This is a genomic window from Salinicola halimionae (genome assembly GCF_003206065.1).
GTDB lineage: Bacteria > Pseudomonadota > Gammaproteobacteria > Pseudomonadales > Halomonadaceae > Salinicola > Salinicola halimionae.
In genome coordinates this window covers 46,318-66,465 of sequence record NZ_PZJQ01000007.1, presented here as the reverse complement: position 1 = coordinate 66,465, position 20,148 = coordinate 46,318, and the positions used below count along the sequence as shown (strand labels likewise).

Here is a 20,148-nt window from a genome sequence, read left to right as displayed (position 1 = left end):
ACCGGGCTGGCACGGCGCCAGCTTTGGCAAGAAACTATATGACGAAGCCGCCTTTTTACGGCTCTTTGAAGCTGGAGCTGTCGTTTACCGCTCCCCAGGCCGGAGCGAGCCCACAATCAGGAAAGTGACATGGAACTGACACCCCGAGACAAAGACAAGCTACTGCTGTTCAGTGCGGCACAACTGGCGGAGCGACGCCGGGCCCGTGGGCTCAAGCTCAATTATCCGGAGGCGATGGCGCTGATCAGTTTCGAGATTCTGGAGGGGGCACGAGATGGGCGCAGCGTAGCCGACTTGATGAGCTTCGGGCGCGAAATACTGACGAGTGAAGATGTCATGGATGGTGTCGCCGACATGATTCAGGAAGTGCAGGTCGAGGCCACCTTTCCCGACGGTACCAAGTTGGTGACCGTGCATAGCCCTATTGTTTGAGGTTTGCTCATGATTCCCGGTGAAATGCAGATTCAGGACGGCGAGATCGAACTCAACGCCGGTCTCGAGACGATCACGCTGGATGTCGCCAATACCGGTGACCGGCCGGTGCAGGTGGGCTCCCATTATCATTTCGCCGAGACCAATCCGGCACTGGATTTCGATCGTGTTGCCGCGCGTGGCTATCGCCTCGACGTGCCGGCCGGTTCGGCCATTCGTTTCGAGCCGGGCCAGACGCGTGAGGTAACGCTGGTGCCCTTCGTCGGCGATCGGCGGGTCTTCGGCTTTCGCGGTGACATCATGGGTCCGCTCTCTAGCGCGCCGCTCTCTAACGCGCCGCCTTCCAATGCGCCCAAAGCCGCGCAAGACACGCAGGACGCGCGAAGGGCACGCGATGATAATGGCGACGAAGGGGGAGCAAACTGATGGTCAAAATTACTCGGCAAGCCTATGCCGACATGTATGGCCCGACAGTCGGCGATCGCGTACGGCTTGGCGATACCGAGCTGTGGATCGAAGTCGAACGTGATGCCACGGTCTACGGTGACGAGGTCAAGTTCGGCGGTGGCAAGGTCATTCGCGATGGCATGGGCCAAAGTCAGCGTGCCGACGATAGCGTCATGGATACGGTGATCACCAATGCGTTGATTCTCGACTGGTGGGGCGTGGTCAAGGCGGATGTCGGCCTGCAGAAGGGGCGGATCGCCGCTATCGGCAAGGCCGGCAATCCGGACGTGCAGTCTGGCATCGAGATCGTCATCGGCCCGGGTACCGAGATCATCGCCGGGGAGGGCAAGATTCTGACCGCAGGCGGTATCGACGCGCACATCCATTTCATCTGCCCGCAGCAGGTGGAAGAGGCGCTGATGAGCGGAGTGACGACGATGCTCGGCGGCGGTACCGGTCCGGCCACCGGCACCAACGCCACGACCTGCACGCCGGGCGAGTGGCACCTGGGCAAGATGCTGCAAGCGGTGGATACCCTGCCGATGAATATCGGTCTGCTCGGCAAGGGGAATGCCAGCCTGCCCGAAGCGCTGGAGGCGCAGATCGTTGCCGGAGCGATCGGGCTCAAGCTGCATGAGGACTGGGGCACGACGCCGGCTTCGATCGATAATTGCCTGAGCGTGGCGGAAAGATATGATGTTCAGGTAGCGATCCATACCGATACGCTCAACGAGTCCGGCTTCGTGGAGGATACCCTGGCCGCGTTCAAGGAGCGCGGTATCCATACCTACCACACCGAAGGGGCGGGTGGCGGCCATGCGCCGGATATCATTACCGCCTGTTCGAAGGACTACGTGCTGCCGTCTTCGACTAACCCAACCCGGCCTTACACCGTCAATACCATCGACGAACATCTGGACATGCTGATGGTCTGCCATCATCTGGATCCCAACATTCCCGAAGATGTCGCCTTCGCCGATTCACGGATTCGTCGCGAGACCATCGCTGCCGAAGACATTCTTCACGACATGGGCGTGATCTCGATGATCGCCTCCGATTCCCAGGCGATGGGGCGCGTCGGTGAGGTGGTCTGTCGCACCTGGCAGACCGCCCACAAGATGAAAGTGCAGCGCGGCCTGTTGCCGGAAGACGAGCGGCTCGGCGCGGACAATTTCCGCGCTCGACGTTATATTGCCAAATACACCATCAACCCGGCGCTGACCCACGGCATCGGTCATGAGGTGGGATCTGTCGAGGTCGGTAAGCTGGCGGACCTGGTGCTGTGGAGTCCCGTATTTTTCGGGGTGAAGCCAGCGCTGATCATCAAGGGCGGTATGATAGCCGCTGCGCCGATGGGCGATCCCAACGCGTCGATCCCGACACCGCAACCGGTCCATTATCGGCCGATGTTCGGCGCTTTCGGCAAGGCCGCCAGTGCTACACGCTTGAGTTTCGTCAGCCAGGCGGCGCTGGACGCGGGGATCAAGTCGCGGCTGGGGCTGGAGAGCGAGCTCACGGCCGTGAAGCAGGTGAGAGGTGTGCGCAAGAAAGACATGAAACTCAACGATGCCTGCCCGAATCTCACCGTCGACCCACAAACCTATGAAGTTCGTGCCGACGGAGAGCTTCTGACCTGTGAACCGGCGACGGAATTACCGCTGACCCAGCGTTATCACCTTTTTTGATTTGACTATTCACCCGCCGGCCGGGGCTGTTTTCCGGTTATCTATCTTGGGGTCATCTTGGGCGCCCGGTGCCGGCCATTACGAGGCGAAGCGAATGTGGAAATTGATTGAACGGCTAGAGGCGACTTCCGACGCCATTGCCGTCGACAGCGTGACACTACCGTTCGAGTTGCGAATGCGAGGGCGGTTGAAAGCAACCAGCGATAGCGGACGCGAGATCGGCATCTTTCTGGACCGAGGTCCGGTGCTGCGGGATGGTTCGCTGCTGCGTGCCGAGACGGGGGAAATTGTCGCAGTTCGGGCGGCCGACGAGCCGGTGGTGACGGCAAAGATTCCGGTCGGTTTGGCGCAGGCCCGGCTCTGTTATCACTTGGGCAACCGCCATGTGCAGTTGGCCATCGGAGGTAGTGACGAGGGGGGCTGGGTGCGCTTCCCGCCGGATCATGTTCTCGAAGCGCTGGCGGTGAGACTCGGCGCAACACTCGAATATCATCAGGCGCCGTTCGATCCCGAGCCCGGCGCCTACGCCGAAGGTCACGGTCATAGTCATGGCGAAAGTCTGGGGCATTCTCGAGATCATGGTCATGAGCGTCCTCACGATCCTGCACATGACCACGAACGGCAACAGGGCCACGCTCAGGTTTACGACTTTCAGCATCATCTGTCGCATCGCGACGGTCTCAAACGTGAGCTCTGAATGACGGCCGAGGCGAGGCGCGATCCGCTAGCGCTGGTGGGGCTGATGCAGTTGGTCAGTCCGGCTCTGCCGATCGGTGCCTTCGCCTGGTCCCAGGGGCTGGAAAGCGCCTTCGAGCTGGGCTGGGTGAACGACGAGGAAAGCATGAACGCTTGGCTGTCGGGAGTTCTCGAGGACGGTCTGACAGCCTGTGAACTGCCGCTTCTGGCCAGACTCCAGATGGCATGGGTCAACGGGGACCGGGAGTCGCTGCAGTACTGGAACGACTGGCTTCAGGCCAGTCGTGAGACCGCCGAGCTAGCGGAGGAGGATCTGCGTCTGGGGCAGGCGCTGGCCCGTCTACTGGCTAACCTCGATCTGCTGCCGACATCCGGCTGGTTACCGCAGCGTCCCGCTTACGTCACGCTGTTTGCCTGGTTGGCCCATCGACGGGGCATCGCCGTCGATGATGCCCAGCTCGGGTTTGCCTGGGCGTGGCTCGAGAATCAGCTCGCTACCGCTTGCAAGGCGCTGCCGCTGGGGCAGACGGCAGCTCAACGACTCATCGAGCGACTGCGGCCTGAGCTGGTCAAGGCCGTCGAGGTGGCCAATCGGTTGACGGATGCCGAGCTGGGGCCGGTACTCCCGGGTTTGGCATTAGCAAGCGCATTGCACGAGACACAGTATTCGCGGCTGTTTCGCAGCTGAGGATCGGACCAAAGAGGATATTAGTACGATGAAGCACTGTTTACGTGTCGGTGTCGGTGGTCCCGTGGGGTCCGGAAAGACGGCGCTACTCAAGCAGCTCTGCCTGGCGTTGCGTGACCACTACGCTATCGCCGTCGTGACCAACGATATCTATACCCGAGAAGATGCCGATTTTCTGCTGAGCCACGATGCTCTGGCAGCGGACCGGATTATCGGCGTGGAGACCGGGGGTTGCCCGCATACCGCGATTCGGGAGGACGCCTCGATGAATCTGGCGGCGATCGACGATCTCCATGAACGCCATCCGGGGCTGGAGCTGGTGCTGGTGGAGTCCGGCGGTGACAATCTGGCCGCCACGTTCAGTCCCGAGCTTTCGGATCTGACGCTTTACGTGATCGATGTCTCTGCGGGTGACAAGATCCCCCGCAAAGGCGGCCCGGGAATCACCAAGTCGGATCTGTTGATCATCAACAAGATCGACATCGCGGACTACGTGCATGCATCGCTCGAGGTCATGGAGCGCGACGCCAAAAAAATGCGGGGTGAACGCCCGTTCGTCTTTGCCAATCTGCACGAAGGTGTTGGCGCCGAAACCATCGTCCGTTTCATTCTCGATCGCGGCATGCTGCCGGAGCGACGCGGCGATGCGTGTCGGGCCATCCAGGATCAAGCGCTGCTGACTGCCAACTGATTGACGTCCGTTTCATACAATATTCTTACGATCCAAGGAGAACCGTCATGACCTTATCCATTTTCAATCCTCGTCGCCTGGCCTGGCTGGCCACACCGCTGACGCTGCTGGTCGCATCGGCGGCCATGGCCCACCCCGGGGCGCTACCACATAGCCACGGTGGCAGCCTCTTTGCCGGATTGATGCATCCGCTGTCGGGACTCGATCACCTGCTTGCCATGCTGGCGATCGGACTGTGGAGCTGCCGTCAGGCGCCTGCGCTGCGTCGCGCGATGCCGCTGCTGATCGCCCTGGGTATGGTCGCGGGGGCGGGGCTGGCCTGGGCCGGCGTGCCGTTGCTCGGCGTCGAGTTTGGTATCGCTTCCAGCGTCCTGCTGGCAGGCGTGCTGCTGGCCAGTCTGGTCAAGTTGCCCAGCGCGCTGGGCGGAACGCTGGTCTTCGCGTTCATCCTGTTGCACGGCCACGCCCACGGCAGCGAGCTCGCGCCGGGCGCATCGGCGGCGCTTTACGCCCTTGGCTTCGTTATCACCAGCGTGGGTATCACATGGGTGGGGCGCTCGACCGGCAGTTGGCTGATGCAACGGGACAGCCGTTGGCTTCGCGGTATCGGTGCTGCCATTGCCGCCGCCGGTGGCGCGCTGATGTTGAGCTGAAACCACTGAATGAAGGAGCGTTGCATCCGATATCGAGACGTTGGCGTACACACTGATAGGCGGCCGTGGCCGCTCTGTTAGGGAAGACCTCGGGACGTGACGCCACGTTCGATCATGGATAACAGCAGGAGCTTCATTATGAAAATGTCAATGAGTCGCCGTTTGGGTATCGCAGCTGGTCTGACGCTGATGTCGCTGAGCGGCTTGGCCGCCGCGCAGACTGCCATGGACGACAGTGCGCCCAATAGCAGTGCCGACCAGATGGGTATGGCCAGCAAGGACAGCGCCAATCGCGATGCGATGATAAACGGTATGTCCTCATCGTCGCATACGTCTTCCGCTAGTGCTGCCATGGACGATAGTGCACCTAATAGCAGTAGCGATCAGATGGGCATGGCCAGCAAGGACAGTACCAATCGCGATGACATGGTCAAGGGCATGCCCAAGAAAGGTGGCGCTGCTGTCATGCACCCTACCATGGATAGTAGTGCGCCCATGAGTAGCAGCGATCAGGAAGGCGCCGCCGGTAAGGATTCAGTCAATAGTGAGCCGCTGAACACGGGAGCGCCTCAGTAAGCAGCAGGTTGACCCGTGAAGAACGTCAACCCACTTAGCCTCGACTAAGTTGCAGTATCGATCGTCTTGAGACCGCCTAGGCGGTCTTTTTTATGGGTCGCCACGAATGACGAACTTCTGGGTCGATATCAGCGGTAATCGACCCCGATTCATTTACCATTTTATGGATGCCTGACCCTGCGGTAACCGGCGTTGATGAAGCAGTAGCCGCCATACGCTATGAGGCCGATCGCTACCGCGCCCAGCAGCCAGTCACCGAAGGGCTGGTGAGCCAGCAGGTCCAGCGCAGCGCTGAGGCCCTGAGCGTCGCCGGGTGACAGGCGCCAGGCGGCGAGTGCGAGCAGGCCGCCTATGATAATAAATGTGATGCCACGAGCCGCCAGGCCGAGGCGCGCGATGCCCTCGAGTAAAGGCAGGGGGGGGTTGGGCCGGCTCTGCAGGTGCCAGTTCTTGCGGTAGGCGCGTTTCCAGGCGCGGATCAGTTGGTGGACGCCGACGCCGACGAAAACGAGACCGATGATCAATAGTAGCCAGCGCCCGCCGGGGACGCCCATAAGCTGCTGGGTACTTTGCGAGGATCCGCCACTCTGCGATTGGGAAAAACTCTGGAAGACCAACGTTGCGCACTGCCACGCGAGCGTGGCGTAAAGGCTCCCGCTGATGGCGAAACCCAGCCGCTGAATCCAGCCCTTCAAGTCGTTGCCCTTGCGTTCGGTATCCCAGACGGCCTGGGCCAGGCGCCATAAAACGTAGGCGATCAGACCGAGGCCCAGTATTGCCAGCAGTACCCGCCCAAAAGGCCATAGCGCGATCTTGCGAATGACGTCCGAGGCACCACTTTCGCTGCCGCCGAGACCTATCGTGGTCAGCAGGGCCAGCCAGCCGACCGTCAGATAGATCAATCCCTTGGCGATGTAACCCGCTGACGCCGTATGTTGCAGCCACTCGCGCAGACTGGGGTGGTTCCCTTTCATGTTTATCCTCATGTTATTCGGCTGCCGATGTCACGCACTCATTCCTGGCGTGCTGCTCATCGCTGACGAAGCATCGATGAATGGTTAGTAACCGCAGACGGCGCGCAGGTAAATGACACCCGGCGGGTGACGCGCCATTAGACTAGAAGAGAAAGTGCTTCAGCGATACGCCGGGGGTAAGGACTACGAAGCACGATGCGTTATTCTATGTCCGCACCGTGCTCGCGGGGCCTGATTCTTTCAAGGCTGGATTATTCAAAGGCCATATTTTTCAAGGGCTGGGAACCTCGATGAAACACTACGTCGTTCGTCCACGTTCAATGACCGGGTGGATTTTGACCCTGACGTTCGTGGCGTTGATTGCCATGGGACTATGGCCGGTAATCGGCTGGTTCAATCAGCCGCGACTGTGGCTGGGTCTGCCCAGAATCGCCGTCTGGACCTATGTGATCGTGCTGGGCTGTTGGCTCGTCATGCTGATTGCCAACCATTGGCTCAAGGTCTCCTCGCATGACGACTAGTCTGTTACCGCTGTGGATTACGTTGGGGTATATCGGCATCGCGCTGTTCATAGGCCTGCGAGCACGAGGCGGGCGGGCGATGGATAGCCTGGAGGAGTGGGGCGTGGCCGGGCGCAGCATGGGGCCTGTCACGCTCTATCTGCTGATCGCTGCCGGCAGCATCAGCGCCTATACCTTCATGGGCGCGCCGGGCTGGGCCTACAGCAAGGGGGTGGCGGTCTTCTATGTGGTGATCTATCTCTCCTATCTGGCGTTGGTGGCATGGTATTGCGGTCCCAAGGTATGGGCCTTCGGTCAGCGCTTCGGCCACGTGACTCAAGGCGCGGCAATTGCCGATCGCTACCAGAGCCCGCTGCTTGGCGGGCTGGCGGCGCTGGTCATGTCGATCGGCTCGCTCGCCTACGCGGTGCTTCAGACTATCGGTTCGGCCTATATCCTGTCGGTGATGAGTGGCGGGCGCATCCCCGTTTGGGCGGGCGTGGTGGTGATTCTGGGTGTCATCGCGATCTATCTCTACGTCAGCGGTCAGCGAGCGATAGGCCTGACCAATGCCTTCCAGGGCATATTGATGCTGGTCGTGGCCTGGACGGTCGGACTTTGGGCGGCGCATCACGCCACCGGCGAGCTGGGCTTCGCGGGTGTCTTCGATCGGCTGGCCAATGAACGGCCCGCTTTTCTGACCCTGCCTGGCGGTGACGGCAAGATGAGCTTCGCGTTCTGGACCACCTCGATCATCGTATCGATGCTGTCGTTCATGCCGCCGGTCTGGAGCCAGTGGATGAGCGCGCGCTCGGCCGAGACCATCCGGCGCAGCGCCACCTGGCTACCGACCTATTACATCGTCGTCCTGCCGATGGTGGTGGTGGGGTTCATCGGGATCACCGCGCTGCCCAACCTCGATCGAGCGGATACCGTGGCGCTCGAGTACGCCCTGCAGCATCTGCCGAGCTGGTTGGTAGGGCTATTGGGGGCGGGGACGTTGGCGGCCGCGATGTCCTCCTGCGAGCCGTTTCTGCATTCGGTATCGATGGCCTATGCCAAGGATATTGCTCAACCCCTGTTTCGTCTCAGTGAAGCGACCACCGCCCGTCTGGCCCGGCGCCTGTTGATACCGATCATGGCGCTGATCGTGGCGCCGGTGGCGATCAGTGAACCGAGCAACCTCATCATGATCCTGCTGGTCGGACTGGGGTTCGCGACGCAGGTGCTGCCGGCGTTCATCGGCATGTTTCTCTGGACCCGCGCGTCGCGGTTGGGCGTACTGGCCGGGATCGCGAGCGGGTTCAGCGTCACGCTGGCGTTCACGCTGATCTGGCCCAATCCTCTGGGGATTCACGCAGGATTCTGGGGATTGATGGTCAATCTGCCACTGTTCGTGGTCGTCTCGTGCCTGACCCCACCCGTACGGGACGATGTGGTCGAACGCTTCTTCGCGATCAGCGCGCCGGGGTTTTCAAAAGCCTCTAAGAGCACTTTTTCAAGATCGTCCTCAAGGCGCTGACCCCAGCGCGGCGGGCGTCGATCAGCCGACGTTCGCTGCCAGGATCTTGCGCAGGAACTGCTGCGTGCGTTCATCCTTGGGTTGGCTGAACAGTTCCGCGGGCGGCGCCTGCTCGATGATCCGACCCTGATCCATGAACACCACGCGGTCGGCGACCTCGCGGGCAAACTGCATTTCATGGGTCACGACGATCATGGTCTGATGCTCGGCCGCTAGCTGTTTCATCAGACCGAGCACTTCTTCTACCCATTGCGGATCCAGCGAAGAGGTCGGTTCGTCGAACAGAATGACGTCGGCATTGGCGGCCATTGCCCGACCGATACCCACGCGTTGCTGCTGGCCGCCGGAAAGCGAGGCGGGGTAGGCGTCGGCCTTGTCGGCCAGGCCGATACGCTCGAGAATCTCGCGCGCCCTGGCGTATGCCTTGGCCTTGGGGACGCGATCGACCACGATCATCCCTTCGGCAACGTTCTGGAGCGCGGTCTTGTTGGCGAACAGAGCGTAGTTCTGGAACACGAACGCGGTACGTCGCCTGAGCGCGAGGATCTGTTCGCGGGTAGCGTGAGTCGTGTCCAGGTTGAGATCGCCGACGGTCAGGTGGCCGGCGTCGGGCGTTTCGAGGAAGTTGATGCAGCGTAGCAAGGTGGACTTTCCGGTGCCGGAAGGACCCACGATCACGATGATCTCGCCGCGTTCGAGAGTGAGATCGATATCGTCGAAGACGACATGATCACCGAATTGCTTACGAATGCCCTTGAGTTCGATCATCGCTGATAGGCCCGGTTGAGTCGTTTTTCCAGCCATTTTTGCACCCAGGAGAGCGCTTCGACCACGATCCAGTAAATCACGGCCACGACCAGGAATGCTTCGAAATAGAGAAAGCTGCTGGCCGCCTCTTTCTGAGTGGCACCCATCAGCTCGGTGACCCCCAGCGTAAAGGCCAGTGAGGTCGATTTGATCATGTCGATGAAGTAATTCATCAGTGTCGGTGTTGCCACTCGCGTCGCCTGCGGCAGCACGATGCGGCGCATTAACTGAGCTCGAGTCATGCCGATGGAGAGCGCCGCTTCGGTCTGGCTACGGTCGATCCCGACGATGGCCGCGCGAATCGATTCCGCCATATAGGCCGAGAAATGCAGTGTTAGCCCGAGAATGGTCGCGCTGATGCCGTTGATCGCGACCAGAAAAGACAATACCTGGGGCAACCCGTAATAGAACAGGAAAAGCTGCACGAGCAGCGGAGTACCGCGAAAGAACGAGATGAACAGCAACGCGAAAGCGTTGAGGCCGGGAATACGAGTGACCCGAATGACCGCCAATAGACAGGCCAGCACCAGTGCACAGGCCATGCCGGCGGCTGCCATCTCGAGTGTCAGCGGCAGATAACTGAGAAGAATGGGCACCAGGCCCAGCATGTAGTCGAAATCGAGTGCGTGCATAACGTTTTAGCTCGGTGCTGGGCGCTCCGCGTCTGGTGGCCTCAGAGAACTGAAAGGCCCATGACGCCGGTCAGCGTCATGGGCCGTCGATGCGAGGCGTCCATCACGGTTGGGTGATATCGTTCCCGAACCATTTTTCGGAAAGATCGCTCAATTTACCGCTATCGCGCAACTCGGCAAGGGCGTCATTGACTCGCTCCATGAGAGCTTGACCCGCCTCGTCATCGCGGAAGGGATAAGCATTTTCGATCTTGGAGAAGGGCTGGCCCGCCAACTGGAGCGGCAGCGGCTTGTCCTTGATCACCTGAGAGGCGCTGACCCGATCCATCACGAAAGCGTCGGCGCGGCCCAGGGCGACATCCTGCTCGATGTTGGAGTCATAGGTCTTGATATTGATTTCGTCCGCGTAAGGCAGTTCGTCGAGCAGCTGCTCGTAGTTGGAACCTAGGTTGACCGCTACCGTCTTGCCCTTGAGATCTTCAACGCCATGGATCGCGTCGTTGCCCTTGCGAACCACGACCTGGGCACCGTCGTAAACGTAGGGAGTGCTGAAGAGATATTTTTTCTGTCGTTCCGGGGTAATGGTGATCTGGTTGGCAATGGTGTCGATTCGGTCGGAATCCAGCATGCCGGCCAACCCGGAGAAACTGGCGGTGACGAACTCGACGTCGTCACCGGTGATTTCGCCGATCGCGTTCATGAGATCGACCTCGAAGCCCTTGAGCTCATCCTGCTCGACATAGGTAAACGGATAATAGCCGCCTGACATCCCTACGCGAAGGGTATCGGCCTGCGCCGTGAACGCGCTCAGTGATGTTGCCAATCCCAGCGCCACGGCGAAAGTGGTTCGGCGGAGTGAAGCGACTCTCAGCAGACGTTTAGACATGAGATTGCGACCCTGTGAGTTGAGATGAGTAAGGATGATGAGAGATGGCATCATGTCCCATCCGAGGACCGTAGGATAGCGTAGTTTTACTTTTGGTAATAAGAAAAATAATTTATATACTCGTTTGTTTGGCTCTATCGGGCAAAGCCGCTGAGTCATGGTCCTTGGCCACAACTTAGCCCTTTGCCACAACTGGCCCTTCGCCGTATCTAGCCCTAACACAGCTAGTTCCCCACCACAGCGAGCCCTCGGAGACGGCCCTGCGCTATCGCCTCTATTATGTGGTGCTATATGACGGCGGTGATCAGAGCCATGTGCCGTAAATTGCGGTGGCGCGCTTGCGACTCGCTTGCGCGCAAACCCGACCAATATCGTAATGGCCCCTGATGCCTCTTCAGCCCAAGTACTCCGTTGCGACGGCAAGACCATTTTGTACGCGGCTTTGCCGTCTGTAATGGTTTGATCTAACATTTGTACGATTCTTTTCGTGAAGGCTGCTGCAGGGACGTGACCAAGGGACTTGCGTGTAGCGCTGGTTAGTGGCATGGGCCAAGGAACGAGTCGCAAGACTCAGGGCTTGAAAAGAGTCGGCGCGTGACTGGCTGATGTGTTATGTCGCCTCTGTCGCCTCAGACATTGGATTTCATGGCGCGGGTGTGGGCAGGTGTCTCGGAAATCGACGTCCTTCCGTCGATTCTCCTTTTCCATTGGAAAAATGATCGATCACGCAAGGGATCGATCATTCCCTCGACTAATGATCAGTCGGTCCTACCCCCTCGTGACAACCCTGTTTGATGCCGACGAATTTGATCGTCAGGGTAGTCTATCGAGCGTGTCCGGCAATCGAACTTGATTAAAAGCTTGACGGAGAAACAACTCTTGTATAACTTTAACTCCGTTAGCTGGCTCACTGCACCCACGGACGGGTGAAGGAACATGGAGATGAGTCAGGACCGCGGTCAAGGATGACCGCCTGCCTGTCGGCATCAGGAAGATGCTGGTCAGGTTCAAGCATTACCGTTAGCTGTGTTCGTCAGGATGACGTGATGACAGGACAGGAGTCCAGGCTAGAACGGGTAAATCAAAGGCGGGCCGCCAGGCCCGCCTTTCGTGTTTCAGGGTCATGAATTCAGGCTTCATGGCGGCCCTGAGCCGGTCTGCCATTCCATCGATCCCGGCATGTAAACTACGTTATATCGCTGGCAAGCGTTGTCGCTTACATTGGCGTTTTTCGTCAAGCAGGTAGAGGTTAATCACGACCATGGAATGGTTGTCAGCACATAGTCAGACCATCAGTGCGATCACGAGCATATTGACGCTCTTCGTCTGGTTTTTTTACGCCCAGATTCTTTATCGAAACTTCGCCCGCACTCGGCGTCCGCGCATCATCATCAATCGTGGTCATGGCAACGACCTGTCCGCGCTCTGTCTGATCAGCAACATGAGTTCCGAACCGATCTTTCTGGAACACATCATCGTCACCTTGCATACCAGCAAAGGTTCGCTGATCAACGACATGATCGATTTCGAAGCCGACCATCAACAGGATGGGCCTAATTCCGAGAAGTCGTCGCAGGCGGAGAATAGAAACGACAGCGAGGGAATGCGTTCCAGCCAGGGCCCCATGCTCCCTGGTAGTTATAGCCACGTAGGGTCTTTCGAAGCCATTCTACGACGTCTGTGCAGCGTCCACGACGTGACACTCGAGCAGGGTCGGCCGACTGACGATACCGTCTTTCATTTTCTCGATATCCGGGTGGTGGCCATCTACGGCAGTGAAGATCACCCGATCGGTGCCGCGCGCCGTTTTCGTCTCCACATGAACAACGACGAGGCTTGCACACTGGTGCCGGTATCGCTGGATACCAAACGCTACGCCAACCGACTTCAACGCTGGCGTGTGCGACAGTGGATTCGTCATCTCGACGGCTGAGCGTCATGCGAAATACCGGCCATGTCCATGTGTGAACCAGCGTTCAGTTCGCACGCGGGCAGGCGACGCAAAAATTCATAGGTGCGCCAGGATCGATGAGGCGAAAAGCGAGATCGGTTAAAAGAACAGCGAAAAGTCGGTCATGTAGCGGCTGGCTTTTTGCCGCTGGGGATAGATCAGGGGGGATAAGAAAGCTGCTTTGGTGCGGATGGGGAGACTCGAACTCCCACACCTTACGGCACTAGAACCTAAATCTAGCGTGTCTACCAATTCCACCACATCCGCATTTCGACAGGCGCGCTCATTTTACTGACGCTTCCATCGATGTCAATCGTTGCTCGCCGTATGCCAGCCATTGGTCACTCTCACTTCAGTTTTCCATCGTTGCAGTCGACATCAAGACTGAACGGGGGGGGAGAAAACCTGATGTGGCGAGACTCGAAAATCCTGCAGCCGTTGGCACGCGAGTTGCTGGCCTGGATCAATGCCCGACTGAAAAGGGCGTTGCCAGGCTATTGCGCCTTTTGCCGAGTGGCCGTCGCCGATGGGCTACCGTGGTGTGTCGACTGTTATGTCGAGATGCCGTGGAATCACAGCGCGTGTCGTCTGTGCGCGGAGCCGCTGCCAGCCGCTACGCTGGGATCGTTGGCGTCTCTAAGATGCGGACGATGCCTGCGGCGCCCGCCGGCACAATCGGCTGCCCGGGTACCGCTGCGCTACGAGGGTCGAATGATACGTCTGATCCAGCGGTACAAGTTTTCGGCGGACGCGCGAGCAGGCGAAGTGCTGATTCAACTGATGCTGGCATCGCTCGCTCAAGGGGCTGGACTCGGTGACGCGCTGATCGGCGTGCCTGGCCACCAGGAACGGACTCGGGAGCAAGGATTCGATCATACCGCTTGGCTGACGCGACGTCTGGCTGCGAATTGGAAACTCCCGGTGATCAGCGCCGAGCGCTTGCGCGAAACGCCCTCTCAACGTGGCCTGGATCGAATCTCCCGACGGCGGAATGTGAGGCGGGCCTTCCTCTTGGCGGAGCCATTGCCGGCGACCGTGATGATCGTCGACGACGTGATGACAACTGGCGCTACGCTGGAATCGCTGGCCATCGCTTGCCGCAAGGCCGGGGCCGAGCACGTGACCGCAGTAGCGTTCGCGCGGACGCCGTCGACCCGAATCTGATAGCATGCGCGCAAGCATTTCGCCGTCAGCCGAGGTCCGTATGAGCGCCGTTTCCCTGCATCCGTTCGAGACCTTGACACCGCAGCGGGTGGTCGATGCCGTCGAATCTCTGGGGCTGTGGTTGCCCGGTGAGCCTTTCACGCTCAATAGCTACGAAAATCGCGTCTACTCGCTGACCGATGACGATCGCCGGCGCTGGGTGGTGAAATTCTATCGCCCCGAGCGCTGGATCGACGAGCAGATCCTCGAAGAACATGAATTTCTTCTGGATCTCGCGGCAGAGTCGATTTCCGTTGGCGCACCCTGGCAAGATTCCGAAGGCAACACGCTGCATCATTTCGAGGGTTTCCGCTTTACGCTGTTCGCCCATGTCGTCGGTCAGGCGCCGGAACTCGAAAATCCCGCGCATCTGTTTGCGCTGGGTGAACTGATCGGACGCGTGCATGAGGTCGGCGCACGCAAGCCTTTCCGTCATCGGCTTCGATTCGATTTGGCCCCGATGATCGAGGAGAGCCGCACGCGCGTGCTCGAGGCGCGCTGGCTCGATGCGAGACAGCGCAAGATCTACAACCGGACTCTCGACGCCCTGTTACCGCTGCTGGCCGATCATGCCTGGCCGGAAAGCGCGCTGCAGCGAGTCCACGGTGACTGTCATCTCGGCAACATGCTGGGGCGCGACGAACAGTTCTCGCTGGTCGATTTCGACGACTGCGTCATGGCCCCTGCGATACAGGATCTGTGGATGCTGCTGACCGCGCAGTTTCCCGAGGAGTGGCAGATGCAGCTTTCCGAAGTCATCGAAGGTTACGAGATGACTCGCGAGTTCGATCGCCGCCAGCTCGAGTGGATCGAGGCGCTACGGACCTTGCGGCTGATTAGGCATAGCGCTTGGGTGACCGCGCGCTGGGAGGACCCGGCCTTTCCACGAGCGTTTCCGTACGTTGCCGAAAATGGTTACTGGGACCAGCACATTCGTCATCTCGAGCAGCAGCGGATCGCACTCGACTCGCCGCGCTGGCTGGCCTGAGGCGATTGCCACGCGCGTCGTTGTCGCCCTAGGTTGCGACAGGGCGGCGTCGAGATAGTGGTGTTGAGGGAGTTTCGCTAGAATCAGCCGATGACCGTTAGGGGGCCGAATACGATCGCCGTGGCGAGCGTATTCGGTCGATGATACCGATAGATTGATACCGAAAGACAAGGCAGCAACATGACAGAGCAACTGGCAGGCCACTTTCACGGCATTCTCGAACAGCTGGGAGAAGATCCCGAGCGCGAAGGCCTGCGCGATACCCCGATGCGCGCCGCCAAGGCGATGCAGTTCCTGACCCAGGGCTACCACCAGTCCCTGGAACAGCTGATCAATGGTGCGGTGTTTGCTTCTGACACCGACGAGATGGTCCTGGTCAAGGACATCGAGATGTACTCGATGTGTGAACATCACGTGCTGCCTTTTATCGGCAAGTGCCACATTGCGTACCTGCCACAGGGCAAGGTGCTGGGACTGTCCAAGTTTGCGCGAATCGTCGACATGTATGCACGCCGCCTGCAGATTCAGGAAAATCTCACCCGCGAGATCGCCGAGGCCGTGATGCAGGTGACCGAGGCCCGCGGCGTGGGTGTCGTGATCGAGGCACAACATATGTGCATGATGATGCGCGGCGTCGAGAAGCAGAACTCCAGCATGACGACCTCGGTGATGCTGGGAAGCTTCCGCAAGAATCAGACCACGCGTCAGGAGTTTCTGATGCTGGTCAATGGCCGCTGATAGGCGTATCGGCTGACCTCATCGCAGGTCGGCCATCTCAACGCGTAAACCCATCCCGCCAGGATAGACGCATGGACGGTCGGCTGTACCAATTCGACGATGATACCCAGACCGGCGAGATCGAGGGCGACGACGGCCAACGCTATCCGTTCGACTTCTCCCAGTGGCGCGGCCGAGGCTTGCCGAACGCCGGCGTAGCGGTTCGCTTCGCGCTTCGCAACGGTCAAGCCATTCAGGTTTTCAATCGGCCGGAAACGCAGCGACGCGCCAGCAGCACTCGTGACGTTCACGGCAAGACGCGTCGCAAGCAGCTTTCGCACTGGGCGCTGGCTGCCTTCGTGGTATCGGCCGCCGGATTGAGCGCGGGTCGCTACGCACCGATAGTCGAAGTCCTGGCCCTCGTGCTGGCGTGGGCGGGATTGCATCAGGTGCATCGTAACCCACAGCGCTTCAACGGCTACGGATTGAGCGGCGCGGCTATCGTGATCGCCGTGGGGGTGACGCTATGGTCGCAGTGGTAAGCCGGCCGTGCCGAGAGCGTCTGTTGCCGCCGGCGCGGTTCGACCCTCCGCAGGATGCGACATGACGACGGCGGGCGCGATCGACGACTGGCGAAGGCGGCGTTAACCCGCCATCCTGTTCTGTAGATTCGTCAGCCTGGAATCGTTGCCGCAGATCGGCGTCACCCTCGATTTTTCGGCATGGGGCAATGGCCGGATGGGCGAGAGGCAACAACCCGCCGCCGGCAAGCACATCAAGGAAGGAGTGATTCATGCAATCCGTCAAAGTACAGTCCGTCAAAGATAGCGCCTTGTTCAGGCCATTTGCCTATATCGATGGTAACTGGGTCGCCGCCGACAGTGGCGAGCAGATCGAGGTCGACAATCCCGCTAATGGCGAGATTCTCGGACTTATGCCGCGGCTGGGGCGCGCCGAGACCGAACGTGCCATCGAAGCCGCCGAGGCCGCCCTGCCGGGCTGGCGCAACCATACCGCTCTGGAGCGGGCGGACATCCTGATGAAGTGGTACGAGCTGATGCTCGAGAACAAGGATGAACTGGCCGCGATCATGACCGCCGAGCAGGGCAAGCCGGTGAAAGAGGCCGCGGGCGAGATTGTCTACGCCGCGAGCTTCATGCGCTGGTTTGCCGAGGAAGCGCGGCGAATCTACGGCGATACCATTCCCGCCGCGAGTACTCAGCAGCGTATCGTGGTCACCAAGCAGCCGGTCGGCGTTGTCGGCGCCATCACGCCTTGGAATTTTCCGTCATCGATGATTACTCGCAAGGCCGCCGCTGCGTTGGCGGCAGGGTGCACCATCGTGATCAAGCCGGCCAGCCAGACCCCGTTCTCGGCCACGGCGTTGGCCGCACTGGCGGAACAGGCTGGCGTCCCGCGTGGCGTGTTCAACGTGGTGCCGGGCAAGGCCAGCGAGATCGCCAAGGCGATGACCGACTCGTCGGTCGTGCGCAAGGTGACCTTCACCGGTTCGACCGAAGTCGGCAGCTCTTTGATGGCCAATGCTGCCCAGCATATCCAGAAGATTTCGCTCGAACTGGGTGGCAACGCCCCGTTTCTGGTGTTCGAGGATGCCGATCTCGATGCAGCGGTCGAGGGTGCGATCGCTTCTAAATTCCGCAATGCCGGCCAGACCTGCGTCTGTACCAATCGCTTCCTGGTGCAGTCCAGCGTCGTCAATGCCTTCAGCGAAAAGCTGGCGGCGGCGATGAACAGCGAACTCAAGGTCGGCGACGGCTTCGAGGAGGGCGTCAATATCGGCCCGCTGATCGATGATGACGCCGTGGCAAAGGTTGCCGACCATATCAAGGATGCGACCGACAAGGGCGCACAGCTGTTGCTGGGCGGTCACGAGCATTCGCTGGGCGGGCGGTTTTTCTCGCCGACGCTGGTTAGCCATGTCACACCGGACATGAAGGTCGCCACCGAGGAAACCTTCGGGCCATTGGCGGCGGTTTTCCCCTTCGAGACCGAAGAGGAGGCCGTGCGCATGGCCAACGACACCCAGTTCGGACTGGCGTCCTACTTCTATTCGAAGGATCTGGGACGGGTCTGGCGAGTCGCTGAGGCGCTCGAATACGGCATGGTCGGCATCAACACCGGCTTGATCTCCAACGCCAGCGCGCCGTTCGGCGGCGTCAAGGCTTCAGGCCTGGGTCGCGAGGGCTCCAAGTATGGCCTCGACGAATACATGGAGACCAAGTACCTCTGCATCGATCTGGGCAAGGAATCGAGCTAGTTATCGGTCGAGTTAGTCATCGATCGAGGGTTTCGAGATAGAAGCCTTGAGCGTTGAACCAAAAATGCCAGCGGCTGTGTCGCTGGCATTTTCGTCTCTGGCGTTTCGGTTACTGGGGTTTTCAGTCTAGGGCTCGCTATCCTGCTTTTCGCGGCTCAGTGACGGAAATGACGCATTTTCGTGAAGACCATGGCAATTCCCGCCTCGTTGGCCGCCGCGATCACTTCCTCGTCGCGCACCGATCCGCCGGGCTGAATGACGGCAGTGATACCTGCTGCTGCGGCGTTGTCGAGCCCGTCGCGGAAGGGGAAGAAGGCATCGGAGGCCATCACTGAACCGATGACTTCCAGGCCTGCCTGCTCGGCCTTGATCGCGGCGATGCGCGCGGAATTGATCCGGCTCATCTGGCCCGCGCCGACGCCGACGGTTTGACGATTTTTGGCATAGACGATGGCGTTGGACTTGACGAACTTGGCGACCTTCCAGGCGAAGACGAGATCATGCAGCTCCTGTTCGGTCGGCGCGCGCTGGGTGACGACCTCGAGATCGTCGGGGTCGATCATGCCGGTATCGCGGCTCTGCACCAGCAGGCCGCCGTTGACTCGCTTGTAGTCCCAGCCGTCCGCGGTCTTCACGGGTAGTTCCCCGCATTCCAGCAGGCGCACGTTGGTCTTGCTGGCGACCGCTTCGCGTGCTTCTGCAGAGATCCGCGGGGCGATGATGACCTCGACGAACTGACGCGCGACGATGGCGCTGGCTGTCTCGCCGTCCAACTCTCGATTGAAGGCGATGATACCGCCAAAGGCGGATTCGCTATCGGTAGCGAAGGCGAGATCATAGGCTTGACGGATGCCGCCGTCGGCCTCCGGCACCACCGCGACACCGCAGGGGTTGGCATGCTTGACGATGACGCAGGCCGGCTTGGTGAAGGATTTGACGCACTCCAGCGCGGCATCGGTGTCGGCCACGTTGTTGAAGGAGAGAGCCTTGCCCTGGAACTGCTCGGCCGTGGCAATGCTCGCTTCCTGCTTGCCGGGCTCGGCCGTACTTGACTCAACCGTATTTGACTCGACCGTATTTGACTCGACATAGAACGCGGCTTTCTGGTGCGGGTTTTCGCCGTAGCGCATGCCCTGTTTTTTGGTGAACTGCAGCGACAGGGTGCGCGGAAAGTCGGGTTCGCCATTGCCGACACGTTGGCCGAAGTAGTTGGCGATGGCGGCGTCGTAGGCGGCGGTGTGTTCGAACGCCTTGATCGCCAGGTCGAAGCGGGTCTTGTGACTGACGCCACCGTCGTGGCTGGCCATGTCCATCAGGACGCGCGAGTAGTCACCGGCGCACACCACGATCGTGGTGTGCTCGTGATTCTTGGCGCAGGAGCGGACCATCGTCGGGCCGCCGATATCGATGTTTTCGACCGCGTCTTCGAGCGTGCAGTCGGGCCTGGCCACCGTCTGCTCGAAGGGGTAGAGGTTGACCACCACCATGTCGATCGGATCGATACCGTGCTCCGCCATGACCGCGTCGTCCTGCCCGCGGCGGCCGAGAATGCCGCCATGAATCTTGGGATGCAGCGTCTTGACACGTCCATCCATGATTTCCGGGAAGCCGGTGTGCGCGGAAACCTCGGTTACGGCAACTCCGTTTTCCTGAAGCAGGCGATAGGTGCCGCCAGTCGAGAGCAGTTCGACGCCACGTGAGGTCAGTTCACGGGCGAAGTCGACGACGCCGGTCTTGTCGGACACGCTGAGCAAGGCACGACGCACGGCCTGAGGGGCGGTAGAAGCAGGGTTTTGAGACATGCCAGTCCACTCTGTTTACG

Annotated in this window: 20 protein-coding genes, 1 tRNA gene and 2 pseudogenes; 17 read left to right on the top strand and 6 right to left on the bottom strand. The window is 60.1% G+C overall.

Translation table 11 applies throughout. The features are described 5' to 3' along the window. Positions 1 to 129 precede the first annotated feature (129 nt). From DOM27_RS17285 to DOM27_RS17250, 8 genes and pseudogenes are all read left to right on the top strand, one after another. Positions 130 to 432, top strand: coding sequence for an urease subunit gamma (locus tag DOM27_RS17285; RefSeq protein WP_110658063.1), 303 nt, complete (start codon positions 130 to 132; stop codon positions 430 to 432). 9 nt (positions 433 to 441) lie between these two features. Then, positions 442 to 744, top strand: a pseudogene (locus tag DOM27_RS17280) (urease subunit beta); the annotation flags it as partial. Between the two features lie 113 nt (positions 745 to 857). Next, the gene (gene ureC, locus DOM27_RS17275) at positions 858 to 2,564 is read left to right on the top strand and encodes an urease subunit alpha (RefSeq protein WP_110658060.1); all 1,707 of its coding nucleotides are present in this window, start codon (positions 858 to 860) and stop codon (positions 2,562 to 2,564) included. 94 nt (positions 2,565 to 2,658) lie between these two features. Next, the gene (gene ureE / locus DOM27_RS17270; RefSeq protein ID WP_110658058.1) at positions 2,659 to 3,261 is read left to right on the top strand and encodes an urease accessory protein UreE; all 603 of its coding nucleotides are present in this window, start codon (positions 2,659 to 2,661) and stop codon (positions 3,259 to 3,261) included. Next, positions 3,262 to 3,948 (top strand): urease accessory protein UreF, encoded by a 687-nt coding sequence (locus DOM27_RS17265; RefSeq protein ID WP_110658056.1) that lies wholly within the window; start codon positions 3,262 to 3,264, stop codon positions 3,946 to 3,948. A gap of 28 nt (positions 3,949 to 3,976) precedes the next feature. Beyond that, positions 3,977 to 4,639 carry an urease accessory protein UreG gene (gene ureG, locus DOM27_RS17260; RefSeq protein ID WP_110658053.1) on the top strand — a complete coding sequence of 221 codons (663 nt, stop codon included), beginning with the start codon at positions 3,977 to 3,979 and terminating at the stop codon, positions 4,637 to 4,639. Between the two features lie 47 nt (positions 4,640 to 4,686). After that, positions 4,687 to 5,292, top strand: a complete 606-nt coding sequence (locus DOM27_RS17255; RefSeq protein WP_110658051.1) for a HupE/UreJ family protein — start codon at positions 4,687 to 4,689, stop codon at positions 5,290 to 5,292. A 138-nt stretch (positions 5,293 to 5,430) separates the two neighbouring features. Continuing rightward, positions 5,431 to 5,868, top strand: coding sequence for a hypothetical protein (locus DOM27_RS17250; protein WP_110658049.1), 438 nt, complete (start codon positions 5,431 to 5,433; stop codon positions 5,866 to 5,868). 161 nt (positions 5,869 to 6,029) lie between these two features. Here DOM27_RS17250 and DOM27_RS17245 read toward each other — a convergent pair whose 3' ends face one another. Continuing rightward, entirely contained in the window at positions 6,030 to 6,842 is an 813-nt protein-coding gene (locus DOM27_RS17245; protein WP_110658047.1) for a DUF1206 domain-containing protein, read from the bottom strand. 290 nt (positions 6,843 to 7,132) lie between these two features. Between DOM27_RS17245 and DOM27_RS17240 the strand changes: the two genes are divergently transcribed. Beyond that, positions 7,133 to 7,363 (top strand): hypothetical protein, encoded by a 231-nt coding sequence (locus DOM27_RS17240; RefSeq protein ID WP_110658045.1) that lies wholly within the window; start codon positions 7,133 to 7,135, stop codon positions 7,361 to 7,363. Further along, entirely contained in the window at positions 7,353 to 8,864 is a 1,512-nt protein-coding gene (locus tag DOM27_RS17235; RefSeq protein WP_110658043.1) for a sodium:solute symporter family protein, read from the top strand. Before DOM27_RS17240 ends, DOM27_RS17235 begins: the two co-directional genes overlap by 11 nt. 21 nt (positions 8,865 to 8,885) lie before the next feature. On the opposite strand, the gene DOM27_RS17230 is transcribed toward DOM27_RS17235, so the two are convergent. The 3 genes from DOM27_RS17230 to DOM27_RS17220 all read right to left on the bottom strand — a co-directional run bounded on the left by DOM27_RS17230 (position 8,886) and on the right by DOM27_RS17220 (position 11,189). Continuing rightward, a complete protein-coding gene (locus DOM27_RS17230) occupies positions 8,886 to 9,632 on the bottom strand; it encodes an amino acid ABC transporter ATP-binding protein (RefSeq protein WP_110658041.1) in 747 nt (248 codons plus the stop codon). After that, complete coding sequence (locus DOM27_RS17225; protein ID WP_110658039.1) at positions 9,629 to 10,303, bottom strand: amino acid ABC transporter permease; 675 nt, start codon at positions 10,301 to 10,303, stop codon at positions 9,629 to 9,631. Before DOM27_RS17225 ends, DOM27_RS17230 begins: the two co-directional genes overlap by 4 nt. Positions 10,304 to 10,406: 103 nt before the next feature. Then, positions 10,407 to 11,189 (bottom strand): amino acid ABC transporter substrate-binding protein, encoded by a 783-nt coding sequence (locus DOM27_RS17220; protein ID WP_110658245.1) that lies wholly within the window; start codon positions 11,187 to 11,189, stop codon positions 10,407 to 10,409. 1,261 nt (positions 11,190 to 12,450) lie between these two features. Between DOM27_RS17220 and DOM27_RS17215 the strand changes: the two genes are divergently transcribed. Further along, complete coding sequence (locus DOM27_RS17215; RefSeq protein ID WP_110658037.1) at positions 12,451 to 13,122, top strand: hypothetical protein; 672 nt, start codon at positions 12,451 to 12,453, stop codon at positions 13,120 to 13,122. A 200-nt stretch (positions 13,123 to 13,322) separates the two neighbouring features. Here DOM27_RS17215 and DOM27_RS17210 read toward each other — a convergent pair. Continuing rightward, positions 13,323 to 13,407, bottom strand: a tRNA-Leu gene (locus DOM27_RS17210). 39 nt (positions 13,408 to 13,446) lie between these two features. Between DOM27_RS17210 and DOM27_RS18245 the strand changes: the two are divergent. From DOM27_RS18245 to DOM27_RS17185, 6 genes and pseudogenes are all read left to right on the top strand, one after another. Then, positions 13,447 to 13,737 (top strand): annotated as a pseudogene (locus DOM27_RS18245) (hypothetical protein); the annotation flags it as partial. A gap of 114 nt (positions 13,738 to 13,851) precedes the next feature. Beyond that, the gene (locus DOM27_RS17205) at positions 13,852 to 14,304 is read left to right on the top strand and encodes a ComF family protein (RefSeq protein WP_245392785.1); all 453 of its coding nucleotides are present in this window, start codon (positions 13,852 to 13,854) and stop codon (positions 14,302 to 14,304) included. Positions 14,305 to 14,344: 40 nt separating this feature from the next. Further along, the gene (locus DOM27_RS17200; RefSeq protein ID WP_110658036.1) at positions 14,345 to 15,331 is read left to right on the top strand and encodes a serine/threonine protein kinase; all 987 of its coding nucleotides are present in this window, start codon (positions 14,345 to 14,347) and stop codon (positions 15,329 to 15,331) included. Between the two features lie 180 nt (positions 15,332 to 15,511). Continuing rightward, on the top strand, positions 15,512 to 16,069 hold the full coding sequence (folE, locus tag DOM27_RS17195) for a GTP cyclohydrolase I FolE (RefSeq protein WP_110658034.1): 558 nt from the start codon (positions 15,512 to 15,514) through the stop codon (positions 16,067 to 16,069). 71 nt (positions 16,070 to 16,140) lie between these two features. After that, positions 16,141 to 16,590 (top strand): DUF4190 domain-containing protein, encoded by a 450-nt coding sequence (locus DOM27_RS17190; protein ID WP_110658032.1) that lies wholly within the window; start codon positions 16,141 to 16,143, stop codon positions 16,588 to 16,590. A 251-nt stretch (positions 16,591 to 16,841) separates the two neighbouring features. After that, positions 16,842 to 18,326 carry an NAD-dependent succinate-semialdehyde dehydrogenase gene (locus DOM27_RS17185; RefSeq protein ID WP_110658030.1) on the top strand — a complete coding sequence of 495 codons (1,485 nt, stop codon included), beginning with the start codon at positions 16,842 to 16,844 and terminating at the stop codon, positions 18,324 to 18,326. Positions 18,327 to 18,481: 155 nt separating this feature from the next. Here DOM27_RS17185 and purH read toward each other — a convergent pair whose 3' ends face one another. Beyond that, positions 18,482 to 20,128: a bifunctional phosphoribosylaminoimidazolecarboxamide formyltransferase/IMP cyclohydrolase gene (purH, locus tag DOM27_RS17180; protein WP_110658028.1), complete on the bottom strand. Its 1,647-nt coding sequence runs from the start codon at positions 20,126 to 20,128 to the stop codon at positions 18,482 to 18,484. Between the last annotated feature and the right edge of the window lie 20 nt (positions 20,129 to 20,148).

Coding starts and splice junctions, on each gene's coding strand:
- DOM27_RS17240 (WP_110658045.1), top strand. CDS start 7,133: ATGAAACACTACGTCGTTCGTCCACGTTCAATGACCGGGTGGATTTTG.
- DOM27_RS17225 (WP_110658039.1), bottom strand. CDS start 10,303: ATGCACGCACTCGATTTCGACTACATGCTGGGCCTGGTGCCCATTCTT.
- DOM27_RS17250 (WP_110658049.1), top strand. CDS start 5,431: ATGAAAATGTCAATGAGTCGCCGTTTGGGTATCGCAGCTGGTCTGACG.
- DOM27_RS17190 (WP_110658032.1), top strand. CDS start 16,141: ATGGACGGTCGGCTGTACCAATTCGACGATGATACCCAGACCGGCGAG.
- DOM27_RS17255 (WP_110658051.1), top strand. CDS start 4,687: ATGACCTTATCCATTTTCAATCCTCGTCGCCTGGCCTGGCTGGCCACA.
- DOM27_RS17205 (WP_245392785.1), top strand. CDS start 13,852: ATGATACGTCTGATCCAGCGGTACAAGTTTTCGGCGGACGCGCGAGCA.
- DOM27_RS17220 (WP_110658245.1), bottom strand. CDS start 11,189: ATGTCTAAACGTCTGCTGAGAGTCGCTTCACTCCGCCGAACCACTTTC.
- ureG (WP_110658053.1), top strand. CDS start 3,977: ATGAAGCACTGTTTACGTGTCGGTGTCGGTGGTCCCGTGGGGTCCGGA.
- DOM27_RS17245 (WP_110658047.1), bottom strand. CDS start 6,842: ATGAAAGGGAACCACCCCAGTCTGCGCGAGTGGCTGCAACATACGGCG.
- DOM27_RS17215 (WP_110658037.1), top strand. CDS start 12,451: ATGGAATGGTTGTCAGCACATAGTCAGACCATCAGTGCGATCACGAGC.
- DOM27_RS17285 (WP_110658063.1), top strand. CDS start 130: ATGGAACTGACACCCCGAGACAAAGACAAGCTACTGCTGTTCAGTGCG.
- ureE (WP_110658058.1), top strand. CDS start 2,659: ATGTGGAAATTGATTGAACGGCTAGAGGCGACTTCCGACGCCATTGCC.
- DOM27_RS17185 (WP_110658030.1), top strand. CDS start 16,842: ATGCAATCCGTCAAAGTACAGTCCGTCAAAGATAGCGCCTTGTTCAGG.
- ureC (WP_110658060.1), top strand. CDS start 858: ATGGTCAAAATTACTCGGCAAGCCTATGCCGACATGTATGGCCCGACA.
- purH (WP_110658028.1), bottom strand. CDS start 20,128: ATGTCTCAAAACCCTGCTTCTACCGCCCCTCAGGCCGTGCGTCGTGCC.
- DOM27_RS17235 (WP_110658043.1), top strand. CDS start 7,353: ATGACGACTAGTCTGTTACCGCTGTGGATTACGTTGGGGTATATCGGC.
- DOM27_RS17200 (WP_110658036.1), top strand. CDS start 14,345: ATGAGCGCCGTTTCCCTGCATCCGTTCGAGACCTTGACACCGCAGCGG.
- folE (WP_110658034.1), top strand. CDS start 15,512: ATGACAGAGCAACTGGCAGGCCACTTTCACGGCATTCTCGAACAGCTG.
- DOM27_RS17265 (WP_110658056.1), top strand. CDS start 3,262: ATGACGGCCGAGGCGAGGCGCGATCCGCTAGCGCTGGTGGGGCTGATG.
- DOM27_RS17230 (WP_110658041.1), bottom strand. CDS start 9,632: ATGATCGAACTCAAGGGCATTCGTAAGCAATTCGGTGATCATGTCGTC.